Annotated in this window: 19 protein-coding genes; 18 read left to right on the top strand and 1 reads right to left on the bottom strand. The window is 70.2% G+C overall.

Annotated elements, in window-relative coordinates; genetic code table 11:
• Positions 1-36: 36 nt before the first annotated feature.
• The 13 genes from O7610_RS01385 to O7610_RS01325 all read left to right on the top strand — a co-directional run bounded on the left by O7610_RS01385 (position 37) and on the right by O7610_RS01325 (position 10,462).
• On the top strand, positions 37-876 hold the full coding sequence (locus O7610_RS01385; protein WP_289212495.1) for a CoA transferase subunit A: 840 nt from the start codon (positions 37-39) through the stop codon (positions 874-876).
• Positions 873-1,640 (top strand): CoA-transferase subunit beta, encoded by a 768-nt coding sequence (locus O7610_RS01380; RefSeq protein ID WP_281553952.1) that lies wholly within the window; start codon positions 873-875, stop codon positions 1,638-1,640. The genes O7610_RS01385 and O7610_RS01380 overlap by 4 nt, the downstream gene beginning before the upstream one ends.
• Positions 1,641-1,675: 35 nt before the next feature.
• On the top strand, positions 1,676-2,422 hold the full coding sequence (gene pcaH / locus O7610_RS01375) for a protocatechuate 3,4-dioxygenase subunit beta (RefSeq protein WP_289212494.1): 747 nt from the start codon (positions 1,676-1,678) through the stop codon (positions 2,420-2,422).
• Positions 2,419-3,006 carry a protocatechuate 3,4-dioxygenase subunit alpha gene (gene pcaG / locus O7610_RS01370; RefSeq protein ID WP_289212493.1) on the top strand — a complete coding sequence of 196 codons (588 nt, stop codon included), beginning with the start codon at positions 2,419-2,421 and terminating at the stop codon, positions 3,004-3,006. Before pcaH ends, pcaG begins: the two co-directional genes overlap by 4 nt.
• Positions 2,981-4,372 carry a 3-carboxy-cis,cis-muconate cycloisomerase gene (gene pcaB / locus O7610_RS01365; RefSeq protein WP_289212492.1) on the top strand — a complete coding sequence of 464 codons (1,392 nt, stop codon included), beginning with the start codon at positions 2,981-2,983 and terminating at the stop codon, positions 4,370-4,372. Before pcaG ends, pcaB begins: the two co-directional genes overlap by 26 nt.
• Positions 4,372-5,190, top strand: coding sequence for a 3-oxoadipate enol-lactonase (pcaD, locus tag O7610_RS01360; protein ID WP_289212491.1), 819 nt, complete (start codon positions 4,372-4,374; stop codon positions 5,188-5,190). Before pcaB ends, pcaD begins: the two co-directional genes overlap by 1 nt.
• On the top strand, positions 5,168-5,674 hold the full coding sequence (gene pcaC, locus O7610_RS01355; protein ID WP_289212490.1) for a 4-carboxymuconolactone decarboxylase: 507 nt from the start codon (positions 5,168-5,170) through the stop codon (positions 5,672-5,674). The genes pcaD and pcaC overlap by 23 nt, the downstream gene beginning before the upstream one ends.
• A gap of 29 nt (positions 5,675-5,703) precedes the next feature.
• Complete coding sequence (locus O7610_RS01350; protein ID WP_289212489.1) at positions 5,704-6,510, top strand: IclR family transcriptional regulator domain-containing protein; 807 nt, start codon at positions 5,704-5,706, stop codon at positions 6,508-6,510.
• 129 nt (positions 6,511-6,639) lie between these two features.
• Positions 6,640-7,617: a hypothetical protein gene (locus O7610_RS01345; RefSeq protein WP_289212488.1), complete on the top strand. Its 978-nt coding sequence runs from the start codon at positions 6,640-6,642 to the stop codon at positions 7,615-7,617.
• 64 nt (positions 7,618-7,681) lie between these two features.
• Positions 7,682-8,401: a DinB family protein gene (locus O7610_RS01340; protein ID WP_281553944.1), complete on the top strand. Its 720-nt coding sequence runs from the start codon at positions 7,682-7,684 to the stop codon at positions 8,399-8,401.
• 154 nt (positions 8,402-8,555) lie between these two features.
• Entirely contained in the window at positions 8,556-9,053 is a 498-nt protein-coding gene (gene rnhA, locus O7610_RS01335) for a ribonuclease HI (RefSeq protein WP_281553943.1), read from the top strand.
• A 7-nt stretch (positions 9,054-9,060) separates the two neighbouring features.
• The gene (locus O7610_RS01330) at positions 9,061-9,663 is read left to right on the top strand and encodes a GNAT family N-acetyltransferase (protein WP_281553942.1); all 603 of its coding nucleotides are present in this window, start codon (positions 9,061-9,063) and stop codon (positions 9,661-9,663) included.
• Between the two features lie 442 nt (positions 9,664-10,105).
• Positions 10,106-10,462, top strand: coding sequence for a hypothetical protein (locus O7610_RS01325; RefSeq protein ID WP_281553941.1), 357 nt, complete (start codon positions 10,106-10,108; stop codon positions 10,460-10,462).
• Between the two features lie 9 nt (positions 10,463-10,471).
• On the opposite strand, the gene O7610_RS01320 is transcribed toward O7610_RS01325, so the two are convergent.
• On the bottom strand, positions 10,472-11,662 hold the full coding sequence (locus O7610_RS01320) for a S1 family peptidase (RefSeq protein ID WP_289212487.1): 1,191 nt from the start codon (positions 11,660-11,662) through the stop codon (positions 10,472-10,474).
• A gap of 294 nt (positions 11,663-11,956) precedes the next feature.
• Here O7610_RS01320 and O7610_RS01315 point away from each other — a divergent pair, with 294 nt between their 5' ends.
• The 5 genes from O7610_RS01315 to O7610_RS01295 all read left to right on the top strand — a co-directional run bounded on the left by O7610_RS01315 (position 11,957) and on the right by O7610_RS01295 (position 19,889).
• The gene (locus tag O7610_RS01315; protein ID WP_289212486.1) at positions 11,957-12,643 is read left to right on the top strand and encodes an aldo/keto reductase; all 687 of its coding nucleotides are present in this window, start codon (positions 11,957-11,959) and stop codon (positions 12,641-12,643) included.
• A 206-nt stretch (positions 12,644-12,849) separates the two neighbouring features.
• The gene (locus O7610_RS01310) at positions 12,850-13,125 is read left to right on the top strand and encodes a type II toxin-antitoxin system Phd/YefM family antitoxin (protein WP_289212485.1); all 276 of its coding nucleotides are present in this window, start codon (positions 12,850-12,852) and stop codon (positions 13,123-13,125) included.
• Positions 13,122-13,385, top strand: a complete 264-nt coding sequence (locus O7610_RS01305; protein WP_289212484.1) for a Txe/YoeB family addiction module toxin — start codon at positions 13,122-13,124, stop codon at positions 13,383-13,385. The genes O7610_RS01310 and O7610_RS01305 overlap by 4 nt, the downstream gene beginning before the upstream one ends.
• A gap of 490 nt (positions 13,386-13,875) precedes the next feature.
• Complete coding sequence (locus tag O7610_RS01300; RefSeq protein ID WP_289212483.1) at positions 13,876-14,226, top strand: hypothetical protein; 351 nt, start codon at positions 13,876-13,878, stop codon at positions 14,224-14,226.
• A gap of 104 nt (positions 14,227-14,330) precedes the next feature.
• Entirely contained in the window at positions 14,331-19,889 is a 5,559-nt protein-coding gene (locus tag O7610_RS01295) for an NACHT domain-containing protein (RefSeq protein ID WP_289212482.1), read from the top strand.
• Positions 19,890-19,908: the final 19 nt, after the last annotated feature.

Genomic DNA, 19,908 nt, shown 5'->3' with positions numbered 1-19,908 from the left:
CGAACTTTTGTTCATCACACGCACCGGGGATGATGCATGGCTGAAATTTCCTCGCTGGCGGACGGTGTCGCCGACCTGGTCCACGACGGCGACAGCGTCGCCCTGGAGGGATTCACCCACCTGATCCCGACCGCGGCCGGGCAGGAGATCATCCGGCAGGGCCGACGCGACCTCACGCTGATCCGGATGACCCCGGACGTCGTCTACGACCAGCTGATCGGCGCCGGCTGCGCCAAAAAGCTGATCTTCAGCTGGGCCGGCAACCCCGGGGTCGGTTCGCTGCACCGGTTCCGCGACGCGGTACAGCGCGGCTGGCCCCGTCCGCTGGAGATCGAGGAGCACAGCCACGCCGGGATGGCCAACCGGTACGTCGCCGGCGCCGCCGGCCTGCCGTTCGCCGTACTCCGCGGCTACGTCGGCACCGACCTCGCCGACCGCACCCCGACCATCGCGCCCATCACCTGTCCGTTCACCGGCGAAGTGCTCACCGCCGTACCGGCGCTCAACCCCGACGTCGGCATCGTGCACGCCCAACGCGCCGACCGGCACGGCAACGTGCAGATCTGGGGCATCACCGGGGTCCACAAGGAGGTCGTACTGGCGTCCGCACGGTCCCTGGTCACCGTCGAGGAGATCGTCGACGAGCTGACCCCCCGACCCGGCGCCGTGGTGCTGCCCGGCTGGGCGGTCACCCGGGTCGCCGAGGTGCCCGGCGGGGCGCACCCGTCGTACGCGATGGACTACAGCGACCGGGCCAACGACTACTACCAGGAGTGGGACGAGATCAGCCGGGACCGGGACACCTTCACCCGCTGGCTCGACGAACACGTCCTGGCCGCGGCGGGGACCGACGCGACGTACGGTGGTGCGGAATGAACGAGCCGCAAGCCGTCGAGGGGTTCACCCGCGACGAGATGATGACCGTCGCCGCCGCCCGGGCGCTGCGCGACGACGCCCGCTGCTTCGTCGGCATCGGCCGGCCCAGCACCGCAGCCAACCTGGCCCGGCGGACCCACTCCCCCGACCTGGTGCTGGTCTACGAGTCCGGCACCATCGGCGCCAAGCCCGGCCGGCTGCCGCTGTCCATCGGCGACGGGGTGCTCGCCGAGACCGCCGACACGGTCGTGTCGGTGCCGGAGATCTTCAACTACTGGCTGCAGCCCGGCCGGATCGACGTCGGCTTCCTCGGTGCCGCGCAGATAGACCGGTACGCCAACATCAACACCACGGTGATCGGCGACGACTACACCGACCCGTTGGTACGGCTGCCCGGCGCGGGCGGAGCACCGGAAATCGCCGCCTCGTGCGGCGAGGTGATCGTCATCGTGCCGCAGAGTCGGCGTACGTTCGTCGACCGGGTCGACTTCGTCACCTCGGTCGGCTTCGGCGCGGGCCCCGGCGACCGGCAACGCCTCGGCCTGCGCGGCCGGGGTCCCACCCTGGTCATCACCGACCTCGGCATGCTGCGCCCGGACCCGGACACCTGCGAGCTGACCCTCACCCAGCTGCACCCCGGAGTGGGTGTCGAGCAGGCCGTGGCGGCCACCGGCTGGCCGCTGAAGGTCGCCGCCGACCTGACGACCACCGACGAACCCACCCCGCAGGAGCTGGCCGCCCTGCGCCAGCTGCTGAACCCCTGACCCCGGCGGGGACAGCTGACCAAGGAGGCACCGCCATGCCCGACACCACGCCCGTACGGGCCGACCGCCCCGGCGAGCTGCTCCTGCCGCGCTACCGACGCGACGACACCGCCGTGCACCCGCCGCTGCTCTCCCCCGACTACAAGTCCACCGTGCTGCGTGCCCCCGCCCAGTCGCCGGTGCTGCTCCCGCAGACGCTCACCGAGATCACCGGCCCGCTGCTCGGCGAGGGCCGGGTCAGCGCGACCGACGCCGACCTGAGCCGCAGCGGCGACGGCGAAGCCCAGGGGCAACGGATCATCGTGCACGGCCAGGTCCGCGACAGCGACGGCCGACCGGTGCCGGACACCCTGGTGGAGGTCTGGCAGGCCAACGCCGGCGGGCGCTACCTGCACAAGCTCGACCAGCACGACGTACCGCTCGATCCGCACTTCACCGGCGTCGGCCGGGCGATGACCGACTCGATGGGCCGCTACCGGTTCGTCACCATCAAGCCCGGCGCCTACCCGTGGCGCAACCACTCCAACGCGTGGCGGCCGGCGCACATCCACTTCTCGCTGTTCGGCCGGGCCTTCACCCAGCGACTGGTCACCCAGATGTACTTCCCCGACGACCCGCTGTTCCCCTACGATCCGGTCTTCAACTCGATCCCCGACCCGGCCGCCCGGCAACGGCTGATCGCCAGCTTCGACCTGGCCAACACGGTCGAGGAATGGGCGCTCGGCTTCCGGTTCGACATCGTGCTGCGCGGCACCGAGGCGACCCCGATGGAGGAATCATGACCATCAGCGTGACCGCGTCGGACTGGGACCAGCAGACCGGGCTGACCCCGGCGCAGACCGTCGGACCGTACCTGGGGATCGGCCTGCCCTGGCCGGACGGGCCGTTCGTGGTCGACGAGACCGACCCGGCGGCGATCTGGCTGCGTGGCCGGCTCCTCGACGGCGCCGGCGAACCGGTGCCGGACGGTCTGATCGAGACCTGGCAGGCTGACCCGCAGGGCCGGTTCGACCACCCGGACGATCCGCGCGGCGCGGTGGCCGGGTTCCGCGGCTTCGGCCGCTGCCCCACCGACGGGACCGGCGGGTGGGCGGTACGCACCCGCAAACCGGGGCCGGTACCTGGATTGGACGGACAGCCGCAGGCCCCGCACATCGCCGTGTCGGTGTTCGCCCGGGGGTTGCTGCACCGCGTCGTCACCCGGATCTACTTCCCGGACGAGGCCGACGCGAACGCCGCCGACCCGGTGCTGGCCGGGCTGCCGCAGGCCCGACGCGGCACGGTGATCGCGGCCGCCGAGCCGGACGGCTACCGGTTCGACATCCGACTGCAGGGCGAGCATGAAACCGTTTTCTTCGCCGTCTGACCCGGAGTCCACCATCGACGATCCCGAGCCGGTCGGTCTGTTCGACCCGTTGCTCGCCGCCGGCGGGGTCCGGGCCGCCGTCGACGACCGGGCCTGGCTGCGCGCCATGCTCGACGCCGAAGCGGCGTTGGCCCGCGCCCAGGCGGCCGGCGGGTCGGTGCCGTCGGCCGCCGCCGAGGCGATCACCGCCACCGCCCGCGACCACCGGTTCGACCCGGCGGCGATCGGCGCGGGTGCGACCGGCGCCGGCAACCCGGTGGTGCCGCTGGTCGCCGCGTTGCGCGCCGCCGTCGGGCCGGACAGCGCCCGGTACGTGCACGCCGGGGCCACCAGCCAGGACATCCTGGACACGGCCGCAATGCTGGTGGTCCGCCGGGCGCTGGGTCCGATGCTGGACGACGTACGGCGGACCGCCTCGGCCGCCGCCCGGCTGGCCGCCACACACCGGGACACCCTGCTGCCCGCCCGGACCCTGCTGCAGCAGGCACTGCCGACCACCTTCGGACTGGTCGCCGCCGGCTGGCTGACCGCGTTGGACACCGCCGCCCGCCGGCTGGGCACCGTCCGGGACGAGGTCCCCGCCGTTCAGCTCGGCGGCGCCGCAGGCACCCTCGCCGCGTTCGGCACCGACGGCCCGGCTCTGGTCAATCGGCTCGCCGTCGAGCTCGACCTGGCCGCCCCGCAGCTGCCCTGGCACACCGACCGGAGCCGGCTGGCCGAGCTGGCCGGCGTGCTCGGCGGCACCGCCGGCAGCATCAGCAAGATCGCCCGCGACGTCACGCTGCACGCCCAGACCGAGGTCGCCGAGCTGGCCGAGGAACGCCCCGGCGGATCGTCGACCCTGCCGCACAAACGCAACCCGGTCGCGGCCGTCACCGCCGTCGCCTGCGCCGACCAGGCGCCCGGCCTGGTCGCCACCCTGCTTGCCGCGATGGCCCAGGAGCACCAACGGGCGGCCGGCGGCTGGCACGCCGAGTGGCGGGCGCTGCGCAGCCTGCTGGAGTCGGTCGGCTCGGCCGCCTACTGGCTACGTACCTGCCTGGAAGGGTTACGGGTCGATGCCGTGCGGATGCGGGCCAACCTCGACCTGACCGGCGGTGGGCTGCTCGCCGAACGGGTCAGCGGCGCACTCGCCGGGCAGCTCGGCCGGCACCGGGCCAACGAGATCGTCAAGGTAGCGGTCACCGGCGGTCCCGCCGCCGGGCTGGCCGAACGGCTGGCCGCCGACCCACAGGTCAGCGCGGTGCTCACCCGGGCCCAGCTGGACGAGTTGCTCGACCCGGCCGGCTACCTCGGTGCGTACCGCGAACTGATCGACCGGGCGCTGCGCGCCCACCGCAGCCGACTGACTCAGGAGGACCGCTGATGACCACCGACCGCCACCCGGTGGAGGTCGACCACGAGATCGTCGGACCCGACGGCGCGCCGGTGGTGCTGCTGGCCAACTCGCTGGGCAGCACCCGGGCGATGTGGGATCCGCAGGTGCCGGTGCTCACCGGTGCCGGGCTGCGGGTGCTGCGCTACGACACCCGGGGGCACGGCCGCTCCCCCGTACCGCCCGGTCCGTACAGTCTGGACGATCTCGGGGCCGACGTGCTCGCCCTGCTCGACCGGCTGGAGCTGGACCGGGTCCACGTGGCCGGGGTGTCCCTCGGCGGGATGACCGGGATGTGGCTGGCCGGACACGCCGCCGCCCGGGTCGACCGGCTGGTGCTCTGCTGCACCTCCGCGCTGCTCGGCCCGGCCCAGGCATGGGCCGACCGGGCGGCCACGGTGCGGGCCGAAGGCACCGGCGTGGTGGCCGACACGGTCGCGGCCCGCTGGTTCACCCCCGGGTTCGCCGCCCGGCGACCCGACGTCTTCGCCGCCGCCCGCGCGATGATCGCGGCCACCCCGGCCGAGGGGTACGCCGGCTGCTGCGTCGCGATCGGACAGATGGATTTGACCGGGCTGCTGCCGAGGATCACCGCGCCGACCCTGGTGATCGCCGGCGCCGACGACCCGGCCACCCCGCCGTCGCACAGCGAGACGATCGTCGCCGGCATCCCCGACGCCACCCTGCAGATCGTCGCCGACGCCGCGCACCTGGCCAGCGTCGAGCAGGCCGATCAGGTGTCCGAGTTGATCCTGACGCATCTCACCGGACAGGAGGTGACCGGCGATGCCGACCGATCCGCCGGTTGACGCCACGACTCCGTCGCCCGGCCCTCGGGCCGCACCGTCGTCGTCGGATCCGAGGTATGACGCCGGGATGGCGGTACGCCGGGCGGTCCTCGGCGACGCGCACGTGGACCGGGCGGTGGCCAACACGACCGAGTTCACCGCCGACTTCCAGGACTTCATCACCCGGTACGCGTGGGGCAGCGTCTGGACCCGCGACGGGCTGGACCGGCGGACCCGCAGCTGCGTCACGCTCGCCGTACTGACCGCCCTGCACTGCACCGACGAGCTGGCGATGCACGTGCGGGCCGCGCTGCGCAACGGGTTGACCGCACAGGAGATCAGCGAGGTGCTGCTGCACACGGCGGTCTACGCGGGCGTACCGGCCGCGAACAGCGCGTACGCGGTGGCCCAGCGGGTGCTGGCCGAGAACCCGGGACCGGGTGGTCGGATCTCCGACAGCGAAGCAGGGCCACCGGTGGATCCGGGCACGGTGGAACCCGGTTAGGGTTCTGCGACCATCACCACAGGAGAGCCATGAGCGAGCACGGGCGGGAAGCTCACTTCGTGCAGTCGTTGGAACGCGGCCTGGCCGTGATCCGCGCCTTCGACGCCCAGCATCCTGAGTTGACACTCAGCGAGGTGGCCCGGATCTGCGACCTGACCCGCGCCGCCGCCCGCCGGTTCCTGCTCACCCTGGTCGACCTCGGCTACGTCCGCACCGACGGACGGATGTTCTCGCTCACTCCCCGGGTGCTGGAGCTGGGCTACGCCTACCTGTCGGCCATCTCGCTGCCCGAGGTGGCCGAGCCGCACCTGGAACGGCTGGTCGCCCAGGTGCACGAGTCGTCGTCGGTGTGCGTGCTGGACGGCGACTCGATCGTCTACGTGTCCCGGGTGCCGACCTCGCGGATCATGACGGTGTCGATCAACGTAGGGACCCGGTTCCCGGCGTACGCCACCTCGGTCGGCCGGGTGCTGCTGGCGCACCTGCCGGAGGAGGAGGTGCTCGCCCGGCTGGAGCGCAGCCGGCTGGACCGGCTCACCTCCCGTACCGCCCACACCATGGCGGCATTGCGGGCGGAGCTGGACCGGGTCCGCGCCCAGGGCTACGCCATCGTCGACCAGGAGTTGGAGGAAGGTCTGCGGTCGGTGGCGGCACCGATCCGGGACCGGGCCGGCAAAGTGGTCGCTGCGGTGAACATCTCGGTGCACGCCAGCCGCAACACCGTCGAGTCGATCCGCCGCGAACTGCTGCCGCACCTGCTGGCCACCGCCGCCAAGATCGAGGCCGATCTGCGGATCGCCGCGCCGGGTCGGGCCACCCGGCTGCCCGGCGCCTGACCGCGCCGCACCCGCCGTACCCGCCGAACCGGTGACCGGGCCGGACCGGGGCCGGGGACCCGGTCGAAACGGCCCGTCCGGGACCTTCGGCCCAATGCCGGCGCAGCGCCGGGCGGCCACTGTTGAGGTATGGGCTCAACCACCGGGCTTCCCGAGCCGATCCGGTCCCGCCCGTGGACGGTACGGGTGGCGGCCGGCCTGCTGATCTTCGTCGGCGTCACGGCGGTCGGCGGCGGCGTGGAGATGTGGCTGTACCCGTACGGCAACGAATTCGTGCGTACGGAATGGCTCCGTGACCTGCCGTTGATCGACACCTGGCGGCTACCCGGGCTGGTGCTGGGGGCCGGTCTCGGTCTCGGCTCGCTGGTCAGCGCGTTCGGGCTGCTGCGCAGACCACGGTGGCGCTGGCTCGCCCCGGTGCAACGGGTGACCGGCCGGCACTGGTCGTGGGCCGCCACCGGGGTGTCGGGGATCGCGCTCGGCGGATGGATCCTGCTGGAGGTCGTCCTGCTGCCGCAGCGGTCGATCATCGAGGCGCTCTACGGCATCCTGGCGGCCGGGCTCGTCGGGCTGTGCTCGACCGCGTCGCTGCGGCGCTCGCTGGCGCTGACCCCGGACCGCGACGTCGCGCCCGGTCAGCAGGTAGGGCAGGCCGCGCCGGAGCGTGGACTCCCCGACCGGCGGCGACTGCTCCGCCGGGAGCGGGTTCTCATCGGGCTCGAAACGTTCCTCGCCGTCAGCGCGGTCGGCGGTGCCGTTGGGCTGACCACCGGCGGCATGGACCTCGGGCCCGTCACCGCTGACCTGCCGTTTGCCTCTCCGGTGCTGGCCGGCGCCGCCCTGGCGGCGGTCAACGGGGTCCTGCCCGGCGTCGTGGTGGTCGCCGCGGTCAGCCGGCGGTCGTGGGCACCGCTCGGCCACCTCGTCGTCGGGGCCGCACTGGTCCTGTGGATCGTCGTCCAGGTCGCCGTCATCGGTCCGGTCTCCTGGCTCCAACCCGTCTTCCTCGGGTACGGCCTGGCCGTTGTCGGCCTCGCACTCCGACTGCCGCTGCGCCCAACGGTCGGCGCCGCAGAGACGCCAGCCCGCGTCGTACCCGGGCGGTAGCCTCGCTGCGGTCGCCGACGGCGGGAGCCGGGGGGACCGGAGCCGAGAGGACAGGAGGAGTGCGATGACTCGGGAGGACGTCACAAGCTTCGTCGACCGGGACCTGCGGGGTGCCCGGTTCAACCGGTCGACGCTGGCCGGCGCGGTGATGCGCGGCGTCGACGTGCGCGGGCTGGACATCGACGCGCCGTGGCTTGCCGACGGCGCGCTGCTGGTCAACGGGGTCGACGTCGTGCCGCTCGTCGAGGCCGAACTCAACCGGCGGTTCCCCGGGCGTGAGCTGATGCGGGCCGAGGATCCGGACGGTCTGCGCACGGCGTGGAGGGCACTCGAACTGGCGTGGGCGGCCGCGGTTGACCGTATTCCGTCCTTGCCCGAGGGTGCCGTCGACGTCTCGGTCGACGGTGAGTGGTCCTTCGCGCAGACGCTTCGCCACCTCGTGTTCGCCACCGACGCCTGGCTCGGCAAGGCGATCCTGCGCCTGCCTCAGCCCTTCCACCCGCTCGGCCAGCCCCACGCCGAGTACGAGTTGGACGGCTTCGACATGTCGATCTTCGCGACGGAGAAGCCGGCCCTCACGGTGGTGCTCCAGCTACGTGCCGAGCGGCAGGCCATGGTCCGGGAGTTCCTCACCACCGTCACGGCGGACCTGCTCGCCGAGCCCCGACCGAGCGCGTGGTCACCCGAGCACGACGTGTCCGTCCTGCACTGCCTTCACGTGATCCTCGACGAGGAGTGGTCGCACCTGCGGTACGCGCTGCGTGACCTCGACGTGCAGGGTTGAGGTTGCCGACACGGAGTTGACGACTCGACGTACCGCTCCGCCCTTCCGCCTGCTGTCGCGAAACGGTGGGTACCGGAGTGAACGGCCGTGCCGGGACGACCGCGGTCAAGCCGACCAGTAGGTTGTCCGGGTGGCAGGGCTGAGGACGACGCGGGTGCAGATCTGGACCGACGGCGCGTGCAGCGGCAATCCGGGGCCGGGCGGTTGGGGCGCCCTGCTGCGCTACGGCGAGGCCGAGAAGGAACTGTGCGGCGGTGAGGCCGGCGCGACGACGAACAACCGGATGGAACTCACCGCCCCGATCCGGGCGCTGGCCGCGCTGACCCGGGCGTCCACCGTCGACCTGTACACCGACAGCACGTACGTCCGTAACGGTGTCCTGTCGTGGATGGCGAACTGGAAACGCAACGGCTGGCGTACGAAAGCCGGCGAGCCGGTCAAGAACGAGGATTTGTGGCGGGAGCTCGACGCCGCCGTCGCCCGTCACCACGAGGTCGTCTGGCACTGGGTGAAGGGCCACGCCGGTCACGTGGAGAACGAGCGCGCCGACCGGCTCGCCGCTCGCGGTCAGCGGGAGGCGCTGGAGGCCGCCGGCGTCCCGGTGCCGCCGGTGCCGCAGCCGCGCCGCCGAGCGACACCGCGCCGCAGCTGACCGCCGTGTGTCGGTGGACGGTGGCAGGGTAGGCGTCATGACGATCGAAGTCCGCCCGGCGACGGTGTTCGAGGACGTCGCGACTGTCGTCGGCCCGAAGCGACCGGACGCGAACGTGTGCTGGTGCCTGAGCTACCGCATCGGCTCGAAGGAAAACCTGCTGCTGCGCGGACCGATGCGCGGTGAGCGGGTGCGCGAACTCGTCGGACTCGATCCACCTCCCGGAGTACTCGCCTACGACGGCGACGAGGTCGTCGGCTGGGCGGCGGTGCACCCGCGAGCCGCAACGAGCTTCGCGCGCAACAGGCGGATCCCGCACATCGACGATCTCGATGTGTGGAGCGTGTGGTGCTTCCGGGTTCGGCCGGGCCACCGCAAGCGGGGTGTCGTGCACCACCTGCTCGCCGGTGCCGTCGCCTTCGCCCGCGAGCGCGGCGCGCCAGCGATCGAGGGTTACCCCGTCGACAACAGTGGCGAAAAGGTGGACCTCACGATGGCCTATGTCGGTACCCGCGCGGCCTTCGAGCACGCCGGTTTCGTGAAGGTAGCCGACACCGCCTCGGTACTCGCCGGGTTCGCGCGGGTGCTCATGCGGCTCGATCTGCGGTGACGTCGATCGCCGGCCGGACGGCTCAGGCCGTCAGCGAAGTGTCCGTGCCGGCTCCCGGGAGCCCAGGGTGTGTCCGACGACGTGGCGCCAACCGTGATGGTCGACAAAGACAATCTGTGCCTGCTTCAATCCGCCGACCCACCGCGCGCTCACCGTCCCCATGCGAGGACCCATGGGATGCAGCAGGACGGGAACCCGGGCAGCCCGTGCAGCGTCGAATGCGAGAGGTAGTACTCGTGTAGTGAGGAGAAGCGTAGTGCCCAGCAAGACTAGAATCTTGGCCTTGGTTGTCGCCGTGGTGCTGGCCGCTACTGGGTGCGCCGTGGGAGACGACGTTGGTGGGGCCAGGCCTGACCAAGCTGCGGAGCAGGTAGAGGATTTGCTGCGCACGAGGTACGCACGATGGTATGCGGGTATCATATTGGATGAGCCCGCCGGGACGATGACCGTCTATCGTAAGCCGGGCAGCGATCTCGACGTGGTGGTCCGGAATCGGTTCGCCAACGTCGACATCCGATTCGCGGACGCCCGGCTCTCGGAGCAGGAGATGCTGGTGTTGACCGAGCAGGTCATGGCCGATGTGGAGTACTGGCGCAGCGAAGGTATCGCTGTTTCTGGCGCGGGTCCGTCGCCCGACGGCTCAGCTGTGCTGGTGATGACGGTGGATGGGGCAGCAGGTGAGGCGGAGAGACTATCTGACCATTATCGGAAGCCAATCGTGGTGGAACGGGGCTCGGCTGAGTTCGCGCCTTTCTCGGTCGGTCCGGACGGAATTCCGTCCGGACCGACCAGTAGCTGAACGATAATGTCAGGGGGTGAGGAAGTTCACACTGAGCCGGGAAAGTTGCTCGTTGATGTCGACGTACCACCACTTCCACGAGCATTGCCGGGAGTTGGGATCGTTGATGTCTCCGCTGGGTACTCCGCTGCAGGGCACAATTTCGTCGCGGTTCGCCGAGCGTAGGCTGATGATGCCGCGGGCCGTGCCGCTGTTGCCGGACTGCACATAGACCGGGCCGCCGCTGTCGCCGTTGCCGACAGCGGCGACGCGGTTCGCGCCCTCAGCTCGGACCAAGCCTCGAATCGTGGGTCCGCCGATGGGCGTGAGGGTCTGGTTGAGCGCTTGGACGGTCCAGCCGCAGGCGGAGCCGGAGAAGGATCCACCGGAGCAGACGAGGTTGCCGACGTGGTTGGTGGACGCAGCGCTGATGTTGCGACCCGTGTTGGTGTCGCCGCTGGCGAAGGATGGGCCCTCGTACACGCTGTAGCCAGCGTTGGTGAGGATCAGCATGCCGTCGTACTCGACCGTCGTGTTGGAGAGGGTGTTGCCGATCACGGTGCCGTTGCCCGTTCGCCATTGCCCAGCACCGCAATGCGCCGCAGTGAGCAGGTAGCGGGCTGCGCCGTTGTTGCCCCGTACACCGAAGCCTGAGGTACAGGCACCGCCATTCAGGATGAGCGCGCCACCCCAGTAGGGCTGGGTGTCCGCGAACCGGGTCGTAAATTCGGCGGGCGACTCGAGCGACACGTCCAGTTTCACGCTACCGGTTAGCTCGTCAGACACCTGGCGCAGATCGGTAGATGCGCGCCTGTCGCCGTCGGCCAGTGTGACACCGACTTCAAGGCTGTTGCCGTCCGGGGCCGGGCCGACGAGCACGACGCGGCCAGACGAGAATTGTTGTCCCGCGAGACGGTCAGCCTCCTTTTCGAGGATGTGCAGCGAGTAGGCTGCGGCCCGCACCTCGACGTCAATTCCAGCCCGGCGCACCTTCGCGATAACGATCTCGACCGCCGTTGTCAGCTCACCGTGCCAGTAAACAGTCAGGGTGTTGGCGGCGGGATCAACTCGGTCACCAGCGAAACCCGACAGAGCCAGGTCGCCGGCTGCCACCCGGATGGCGTCAGCCGCATCGTTGAGTTTCTCCTGGCGAGCGAAGAGCTGGGCGTACTTGTGCGCTTCGTCTGTGGCCGGTTCTATCGCCGGCGCGATGTCAGACACCTCCGACTTCCCAGGCTCTGCCGAGGCTGGCGCAGGCACGGCTGCGACCAACGCGACGATGATGCCCCCTACCAAGATGCTTCTGATCTTGCTCACAGATGCTCCCATCTCGGTAACGACATGCAAGCACGACCTTACCGGCAGTTATCGATACATTCAAACCTCTCAACTGATCTACTGATCGAGGCTGGTCGGGCTGCAGACAGACCTCGTGCGGCCCTGCCGGCCGGGTCATCTGGCGCCTGCTTCGCGGGTCCTACCCGGCCGCGCGACTTCTCGCAGCCGATCAGGATCATGCTCCTCGTCTTCGTCAACGCGATGACCCGGCTGGGTGTCGACTACGTCAACATCTACCGGCCGGCGCGACTGGACCCGGAGGTGCCGATCGAGGACACGATGGGTGCGATCAAAGACATGATCGAAGCCGGGTACGTACGACACGTGGGACTTTCCGAGGTGGGCGCTGAGACGATCCGCCGGGCGCACGCCGTGCACCCGGTCGCCGACCTGCAGATCGAGTACTCGCTGATCTCGCGCGGGGTGGAGGCCGATGTGCTGCCGACGCTGCGGGAGCTGGGCGTCGGGATGACCGCGTACGGCGTCCTGAGCCGAGGCCTGATCTCGGGCCACTGGCAGAATGTCGAAGCGCGACCGGGTGACCACCGCCGCCGGATGCCACGGTTCTCGGGTGACAACGTCGAACACAACCTGGCCCTGGTGGAGGCGCTGCGGCGGGTGGCCGAGGCGAAGGGCTGCACCGTGGCTCAGCTGGCGATCGCGTGGGTGGCGGCTCAGGGCGGCGACATCGTCCCGCTCGTCGGCGCCCGTACCCGCAATCGATTGACCGAGGCCCTGCCCGCCGCCCACCTGGTGCTTTCCGCGGACGACCTGGCCGAGATCGAGAAGGCCGTGCCGGCCGGCTCGGCACGGGGCGACCGCTACCCGGCCGCGATGATGGCCAACCTCGGCACCGGCAACTGACCCTCGACGACGCAAGCACGTCGCCCGGTTGGCTAACCGTCACGCTGCGCTATCGCCGGGTTTGGTGCCTGAAGCGCCGCCTCGTACGCATCCTCGACGCCAGCCCGGCATCCGCCGCGCGCTTCGCCATTCAGCGACCAAAGTCGTACAGGTTTTAGGTACGACAATGGTACGGTATTCCTGTACTGGCTGGAAGGAGCGCAACCATGTCCATCAGCGCAAGCGAAGCGCGGCAGCGCCTGTTCCCCCTCATCGAGCGGGTCAACGACGACCACGACCCGGTACGCATCAGCTCGCGCAGCGGGGACGTGGTGCTCATGTCGGCGGAGGACTACGACGCCTGGCAAGAGACCGTGTACCTGCTCCGGTCTCCCGCGAACGCGAGGCGGCTCATGGAGGCCGTCGCCCGGGACCGAGCGGGCGGCCCCTCGATCGCCAGGACCATGGATGAGCTACGGGAGATGGCCGGGGGCGAGGAGTGAGGGGGGTCAACTTTGATCCCGACGCATGGGAGGACCTGCTCTTCTGGCTCGCCTCGGATCGGAAGAAGGCGCGCCGGATCACCCGTCTGATCGGCGAGATCCAGCGTGACCCGTTCGCCGGCGTCGGCAAGCCGGAGCCACTGAAAGGCGACCTGACCGGCTACTGGTCGCGGCGGATCGATGACGAACACCGCCTCGTGTACCGGGCCGACGAGAAGGAAGTGAAGATCATTAAGGCCCGGTACCACTACAGCGACTGACCGGTCTCGCCCCAGCCGGGCATTGCGCGCTGACGGCAGCCTCCAGCACCTGTTGATGGTGCGGATGTCGTCGCGGGTGAGCCCACACCTCCCGACGCGACAGGGCTCGACGGAACCCCGGGGGAGCCGGGGTTCCGTCGTCACCGTCAGCGTCAGCCGTCGGCCAACACAGCCACTCGGCACGTGGACCGCGAGACGGCCCACGCTGTGCAGGACTGGCTGCTGGGGCAGGAGCGAAACCTGCGGGTCCTGGTCCCGGAAGTGACCGCGACCGTGCTGCGCGGAGCCCGCACCGTCCAGTCACGGTACGTGGGCACTGCGCCTGGATCTCACGGACGCCGTGAATGTCGTGGTTGCCGAGCAGTACGAGACGGATGCGGTGTTGACACTGGATCGGCGGGATTTTCGGGCCATCCGTCCATTGAGCGGGCACACGGCGTTCCGGGTCCTGCCCGACGACCTGTGAAAGCAGGGGGCGCATACTCTCCCCATGAAAGCTACCGGCTCGTCATGGCTGTCGTTGTGGTCCACCGACTCGCTGTTGTCGATCGGATCCCATGGCTCGGTGCTGTCCATCGGCAGCGTCGGCTCGATCGCCTCCGTCGGCAGCGTCGGCTCCGCAGGATCGGTGCTGTCCGTCGGCTCCGCGCTCTCGATCGGGTCGGCCCTGTCCTGGCGGTCCCGCTGGTCGGTGATGGCTGACCGTTCCTTCGGAGCCGTGATGGGCTCCCGTGAGCGGGCCGGCGCGCTGATCGGCCCGCCTGCGGCGTTGGCAGCCGTGGCGCTGGCGGCCTACGCCGGCTACCTCCTGGCGCGCAGCCGCCAGGACAAAGGTCGCTGATCGCCGCCGCCGCTATACGGCTGATGGAGTGGATCATTCGTACGGTCCGCGCTGCTGCTCAGTGACGGACACTGATGGGTGCGTTCGCTTGGGATGATGACCGAGTGCGAACCCCCTCGTCCGGACGACTCATCGCCGCCGGGATCCTGGCCCTCACCGCACTCTTCCTGGGCGGCCTCGCCGTAATCCTCAGCCGCCTCGGCCTGGAGCGCGCCGATCAGCTCGCGAGCGTCGTCGCGATGTTCATCGGGGTCCTCGCCTTTGGCGCGGCCGTGATCGCTGTGCGTCAGGGCCGGACGGTTACGTCACCGGTGCGGACCCGGCGACACCGGACCGCCTGGGGCCGCCGTCCGCTGCGCGACGACGTATGGCGGCTGCTCCAGGACATCGAGGCCGCCGCCGACCTGTCACCGAGCCGGCTGTTGCGCAACCGGCGGAACGAGGTGTCCACCGTCTACGTTCAGCAGCGGGTGGAACAGCCACAGTCCGCCGAGAGCCGCGCCGACGAACGGCGGCGTCGGCTGAGCCGTTTCGCCGACGAGCGGCTGTTCCTTCCGTTCGACGAGCGCCCCCGGGTGATCCCGGTGCGCCGGCCGCTGGAAAAGGTCTTCGACCAGCACCGTCATCTGCTGATCGAGGGCGGCCCCGGCACCGGCAAGTCGACCACGGCGGCGCAGATCTGTCGTCAGCTGGCCAGGGCCTGGCTGCACGCCGACGAACACGGGCGTCGGCTGACCGCTAAGCCTTTACTGCCACTGCTGGTCACGGCGCGGTCGCTGGCCGCCCACGCTGGCCGGAAGTGGCCGGAAGCACTGGCGGCGGCCGCGTCACAGGGCCTCGGCATGGCCGCCCGCGACTCGGTCGATCCGGCGCTGCTCGCCGGTCCGGTCGACGGCACCGAGTGGCTGATAGTGATCGACGGTTTGGACGAGGTCCCGAGCGATGAGCGGGAGACCTTCATGGCGGTGCTGTCCGGATGGACGGCCGCCGCCGATCGGCCGTGGCGTCTGCTGATCACGACCCGGCCGCTGGTCGGGCACGCCACGGCGATGCTCGGCGCCGGAGCGATCGGCCACTACACACTGCTGCCGTTCGACCGACGGATGCTCGCCGAGTTCGCCCACCGCTGGTTCGGTCCGTCGCCGGAGGGCGCCGACCAGGCCGCTGGCTTCCTGTCTCAGGTCGCGTCAGCCGGCCTGCACGAAATGGCGGCGGTGCCGTTGATGGCGACCATCGCGATCAACGTGTACGCGGACGATCCCGACTCCCGCCTGCCGCGCAACCGCCACGACCTCTACGAGCGTTGCCTGCACTGGCTCCGGCAGCACAACGCGGCCCGCCGCAACTCGGCCCGCACCGCGCTGACCGCCGCACTGGACGGTGACCGCAACAACTCCGAACTGGTCGCCGCGCTCTGCGACCGCACGGACGATCTGGTCGAAGAACTCGCGGTGGTACGGGTGCGCAGCCGCCGCTCGCTGGTCCTGACCGCGATGGAGTGGCTGCGCCGCGAGGCCGGTCCGGTCAGCGGCAGACCGCCCGAGGACATGGCGGAACTCGTCTCCGAGGTGCTGTTCAGCACGGGACTGCTCAGCCGCCGGGACGCAGGACCGGACTTCATCCACCTGACGTTCGCCGAGCACTTCGCCGCCCGGCGGTTCGCCGCCGAATTGCCGGACCGTTTCGACGCGGACGACACGGGATGGCGCCGCGCGCTGCACCTCGCCGTCCGCAACGAGCCGGGCGCGATGGCGGTGCTGATCAGGTGGACCAGGTTCCATCCAGAGGACGGGGACCTGCTGAGCTGGCTGCTCAGCGGCGGGGCCGCCCACCGGGCCGCCGCGGTGCGGCTGGTCGCCGAGGGTGCTGCGGCCACCGACCGGCAGCTCGCCGCCTGCCTGGACTCGCTTTCCGACCAGCTGTGGGGGGCTTCACCGCCCGGGGCGGTCGAACTGGTCGCCCCACTACGCCGATTTCCGGTCACGCCGGTCCTCGTCGGCTGGCTCGCCCGATACCTCGAGTTCGCGGAGCCTGGCTCGGCGGCGTGGGCCGCGCTAGCCGCCCTGCTCGCCGACCGGGATCGCTCACGACGGCCGGCCCTGGAGGCAGAACTGTTGGCCCAGGCAGGCGGGGGCGATTCGCTGACCGCGCGGCTAACCTCGGTGATCGCCCTGGAGAACATCGGCTCAACCCAGGAGGCGGAGCTCGCCGGGCTGCTCGCGGACGCACTGACGACGGCCAGCGGCACCATTTCGCAGCGGGTCGACGTCGCGAGCCACCTCATCGACCGGGAAGGCGACCCGAGGGACCGGGCGCTCCAGGTCATGCGGGAAACCCTCGGCGATGTCGCCGCGCAACCATCCGAACGACGGGTGGCGGCGGAGGCCCTGGCCGAGTGGGACGACGCATCCCGTCAGCTGATCCTCGCCGAGCTTCGCTTCACCCTCGACAAACCGGATCTCAACGTCTACGAGCTGACCGACACAGCGGAGACCATGCTCGCCGTCGACCAGACCTGCCGGGCCGAAATCGCTGGTCGCTGCGCGTACTTCCTGTCCGAGATGAATATCGAGGACGACAATCGCATTCAGGCCGCGCGGCTGTTGACCGAACTGGGGCCGGAGTATCGCCCGGACGGGATCCGGTGCCTGCGCCACCTGTCATCCGGTGACGACGTCATTCCTTACATTCGCACGCAGGCTGCCGTAAGCCTGGCACGAGTGGGCGAGGAACACTGGCCCGAGGTGGTCGAAGCGATATGTCGTGCACTGTATGACAGCGGCAGGTCGACCCGAGGTTTCGTGCCATATTGGCTTTTGCGGAAGATCGAACGTGACCTGCGGGATCGGATCGCGGATGCGATCGAAACGCTGACCGGCGAATCAACGCTCGACACCGCCGAGGTGTCCCGCATCCGAGCTTCAGCCGTCGACCTCGACCCTCGTTTTCAGCCCGATGCGGACGACGTCCTGCGAGCTGCCGCCGGCTGCTCATGGGCCGTCAAGGAGACAACAAGCCTCATCGCACTGTCCAGCGACTGTTCTCTCCCAGTCGCCGCCGAGTTCGATCGGCAGTTGAAACAGCTTCTTGCGAGCCCTGAGGTCGATCTGCCCGATGAGACCGTGCGCGCCACGGCGCGCTCCATACACGCGTATCGTCCCGACCCTGTTGTCGAGTCGTTGCTCCAAGGATTGATGATCGGGTCGTCGACACGGGCGCAAGCACGTATCGATGCGGCGCTTGCCCTCATGGACAACCCCTTGCACAGCGCCGCAGCGACGAAAGCTATTCTCGATGTTCATGTCCCGCCCTGGCAGCGGTGGCAGCTGTTCAATGCATACAGCGGTCTGGTCAGCCGGCACGCTTCCGCCCTCGGGGTCCTGGAGACCTATGCACGAGATCCGCACATAGAGACGGCATACCGGGTTGATGTGATCCCACTACTCATCGACCGGGCGCCACAGCGGGCGGCGGAGTGGCTGGCACTGTTGCGGGACATGCTGGCGGAGCGGACCAACGACCTCCAAGATCGTCGCTCGATCGCGATCAGGCTGGCGGAGAACCGGGCGGTGGCCGATGCCGTTCAGGTGTTGGAGCTGGCCGCATCCGACGTTTACGCCCCGAACGTGGAACGCGTCAACGCTCTTGCCTGGTTGGCGCAGACCGAGACGAATGGAACCAGCCGGTACGATGCTGGGCTGCTGTCGTTCTTCTCCGACAGGTACGAGCCGATTGAGTACCGGGTACAGGCGCTCCAGGTGCTCCTGCGCCACGGGGACGACCGGCACGTTCCCCCACTGCAGCTGGCAGACGATCTGCTGTGGACCAAAGTTCCTTCCGTCTACGACGCCCAACGCACAGCCGAAATTCTGTTCCGCACGCAGTGGGGGCGCGACACGGCCGTGCAACGGGCGATCGGTGACCTACTTCTTCGATCGCTGACGCGGCGATATCCCCTCGGCGGCTATGTCTCGCCCGAGACCGTCCGTCGACTGGCCCGCATCGACGGTGCCGAAACGGCGGTCCGCGCCGCCCTGGCTGCCCGGCCGCCGACAACGGCGGCGGTCACCACCGCCGTCATGGCCTTCCCGGAGGAGGAATCCGCAGCGCTGACCGGCATCCAGCGGATCCTGGACGAGCCCGCCGCCACGCCAGAGGACCGAGCCCAGGTTCTGGAACTGCAACTCGACCTGTCGCCAGCGCACCGCATACCCGCCATAGAGATCCTTCACGCCGCGCTGCGCCCGCCCGGCGACGACCTGGTGCCGCCACCGATCGACCCGGTCGACGCCGCCCGGTTGCTCTACCAGGTCGTCCACAGCAGAGCCGAGGCCGGCGCGGCGCTCGCGACGGCCACCGGTGACAACAAGGAGACCTGGCGCCGCCGCCGCGAGGCCCGAGCCATCCTGGCCAAAGACGGCGGTCCGCACGGGCTCCGGCACGCCGACCTGTCGTTCCTCGCGGAGTCGTGTGACGAGCGGCTGTCGTTGGCTGACCGCTGCGCCGCCCTGGTGCGGCGAGCAGGCGAGGTGCCGGGCACCCTGGCCGACACCCTTGACCGGCTTCGCAGCATGCTGACCGCCGCTGACAACAGGACCGCCCGGACCACCGTCCAACTGGCCATGGTGACTGTCGATCCTGAGCAGGACGAGCCCCTCACCGAACTCCTCGCGCTGCTGACCGCCAGCGACACCCCCTTCGGCACCGTCATCGAGATCGTGCAAACGCTGGCTGCGGGCACGCCCGTTCAGCGACTTCGCGCTGGCCTGGCGATGGAGGAGATCCTCGAACGTTCGGAGCTCACCCCGGCGCGCCGGGCCGCGCTGCTCGCCCTACTGGCTCGGATGCTTCCGGGCACCGTACACAGAGTGGTGACCGAGGCGACCAGCATCGCCACCGACCCCGACCTGCCACCGTTCGTCCGAATCCGAGCGGCCACCATCCTGCTAGGCCTCGGATCGGGCGCCGCCGCGCGGCCGGCACACGACGTGCTCCACGACCTGCTGGACAACCCAGGCACGCCCGGCTACCTCCGGGTGCTCGCCGGTCAGACCTTGCTCGACGCGCCCGGACCACGGCGCGCGGAGACTCGGGCACGCCTTCTGGTACTGGACGCCGCCCCGGACGATCGCCTGGCAGCAGCTGTCGCGGTGCTACGCACCGACGGTCCGGAGCCGGCCGTTCGCCTATGCCCACGGGAGCCGTCGGCGTCCATGCGCATGCGAGAGCTGCTGGCACTGCCGGGCGCCAAGCCGTACACGATCCTGACCGCCGCGCGGGCACTCGGCGGCACGGGAGTCTGGGCGGACCGCGCAGCCGCCGCGACGACGATGCGCCAACTGGCCGACAACCCGGCAACGCATCCGTACGTGCGGTTCATGGCGCTGGCCGCGATCCCCGAGATGGACTTCGCGGAAGCGGGCACATGCGCACGCCGCCTGCTCGCGGTGATCACCGACGCCGGAAGCCCGTTGAATCACCGGCGATGGGCGGCCGAAGCCCTGGCCAAGACGGCGCGTTCACACCAGCGCACCGCCCGCGACGCGCTCCAGACGCTCGACGGCGACCACCTCGACCCGCGCGCCCGCCGCCGGCTGCACCGGTCCGTGGCTTCCATTGCCAACGGCTCGGGCTGGATTCCCCAACAGGGAGACCGCTCATAGCCCACCCCAGCCCGGCCTG

Source organism: Solwaraspora sp. WMMA2065 (assembly GCF_030345075.1).
Classification (GTDB): Bacteria; Actinomycetota; Actinomycetes; order Mycobacteriales; family Micromonosporaceae; genus Micromonospora_E.
The sequence above is the reverse complement of the archived record's forward strand: the minus strand, read 5'-3'. Positions and strand labels throughout refer to the sequence as shown.

Coding starts and splice junctions, on each gene's coding strand:
- O7610_RS01385 (WP_289212495.1), top strand. CDS start 37: ATGGCTGAAATTTCCTCGCTGGCGGACGGTGTCGCCGACCTGGTCCAC.
- O7610_RS01380 (WP_281553952.1), top strand. CDS start 873: ATGAACGAGCCGCAAGCCGTCGAGGGGTTCACCCGCGACGAGATGATG.
- pcaH (WP_289212494.1), top strand. CDS start 1,676: ATGCCCGACACCACGCCCGTACGGGCCGACCGCCCCGGCGAGCTGCTC.
- pcaG (WP_289212493.1), top strand. CDS start 2,419: ATGACCATCAGCGTGACCGCGTCGGACTGGGACCAGCAGACCGGGCTG.
- pcaB (WP_289212492.1), top strand. CDS start 2,981: ATGAAACCGTTTTCTTCGCCGTCTGACCCGGAGTCCACCATCGACGAT.
- pcaD (WP_289212491.1), top strand. CDS start 4,372: ATGACCACCGACCGCCACCCGGTGGAGGTCGACCACGAGATCGTCGGA.
- pcaC (WP_289212490.1), top strand. CDS start 5,168: ATGCCGACCGATCCGCCGGTTGACGCCACGACTCCGTCGCCCGGCCCT.
- O7610_RS01350 (WP_289212489.1), top strand. CDS start 5,704: ATGAGCGAGCACGGGCGGGAAGCTCACTTCGTGCAGTCGTTGGAACGC.
- O7610_RS01345 (WP_289212488.1), top strand. CDS start 6,640: ATGGGCTCAACCACCGGGCTTCCCGAGCCGATCCGGTCCCGCCCGTGG.
- O7610_RS01340 (WP_281553944.1), top strand. CDS start 7,682: ATGACTCGGGAGGACGTCACAAGCTTCGTCGACCGGGACCTGCGGGGT.
- O7610_RS01325 (WP_281553941.1), top strand. CDS start 10,106: ATGACCGTCTATCGTAAGCCGGGCAGCGATCTCGACGTGGTGGTCCGG.
- O7610_RS01315 (WP_289212486.1), top strand. CDS start 11,957: ATGCTCCTCGTCTTCGTCAACGCGATGACCCGGCTGGGTGTCGACTAC.
- O7610_RS01310 (WP_289212485.1), top strand. CDS start 12,850: ATGTCCATCAGCGCAAGCGAAGCGCGGCAGCGCCTGTTCCCCCTCATC.
- O7610_RS01300 (WP_289212483.1), top strand. CDS start 13,876: ATGAAAGCTACCGGCTCGTCATGGCTGTCGTTGTGGTCCACCGACTCG.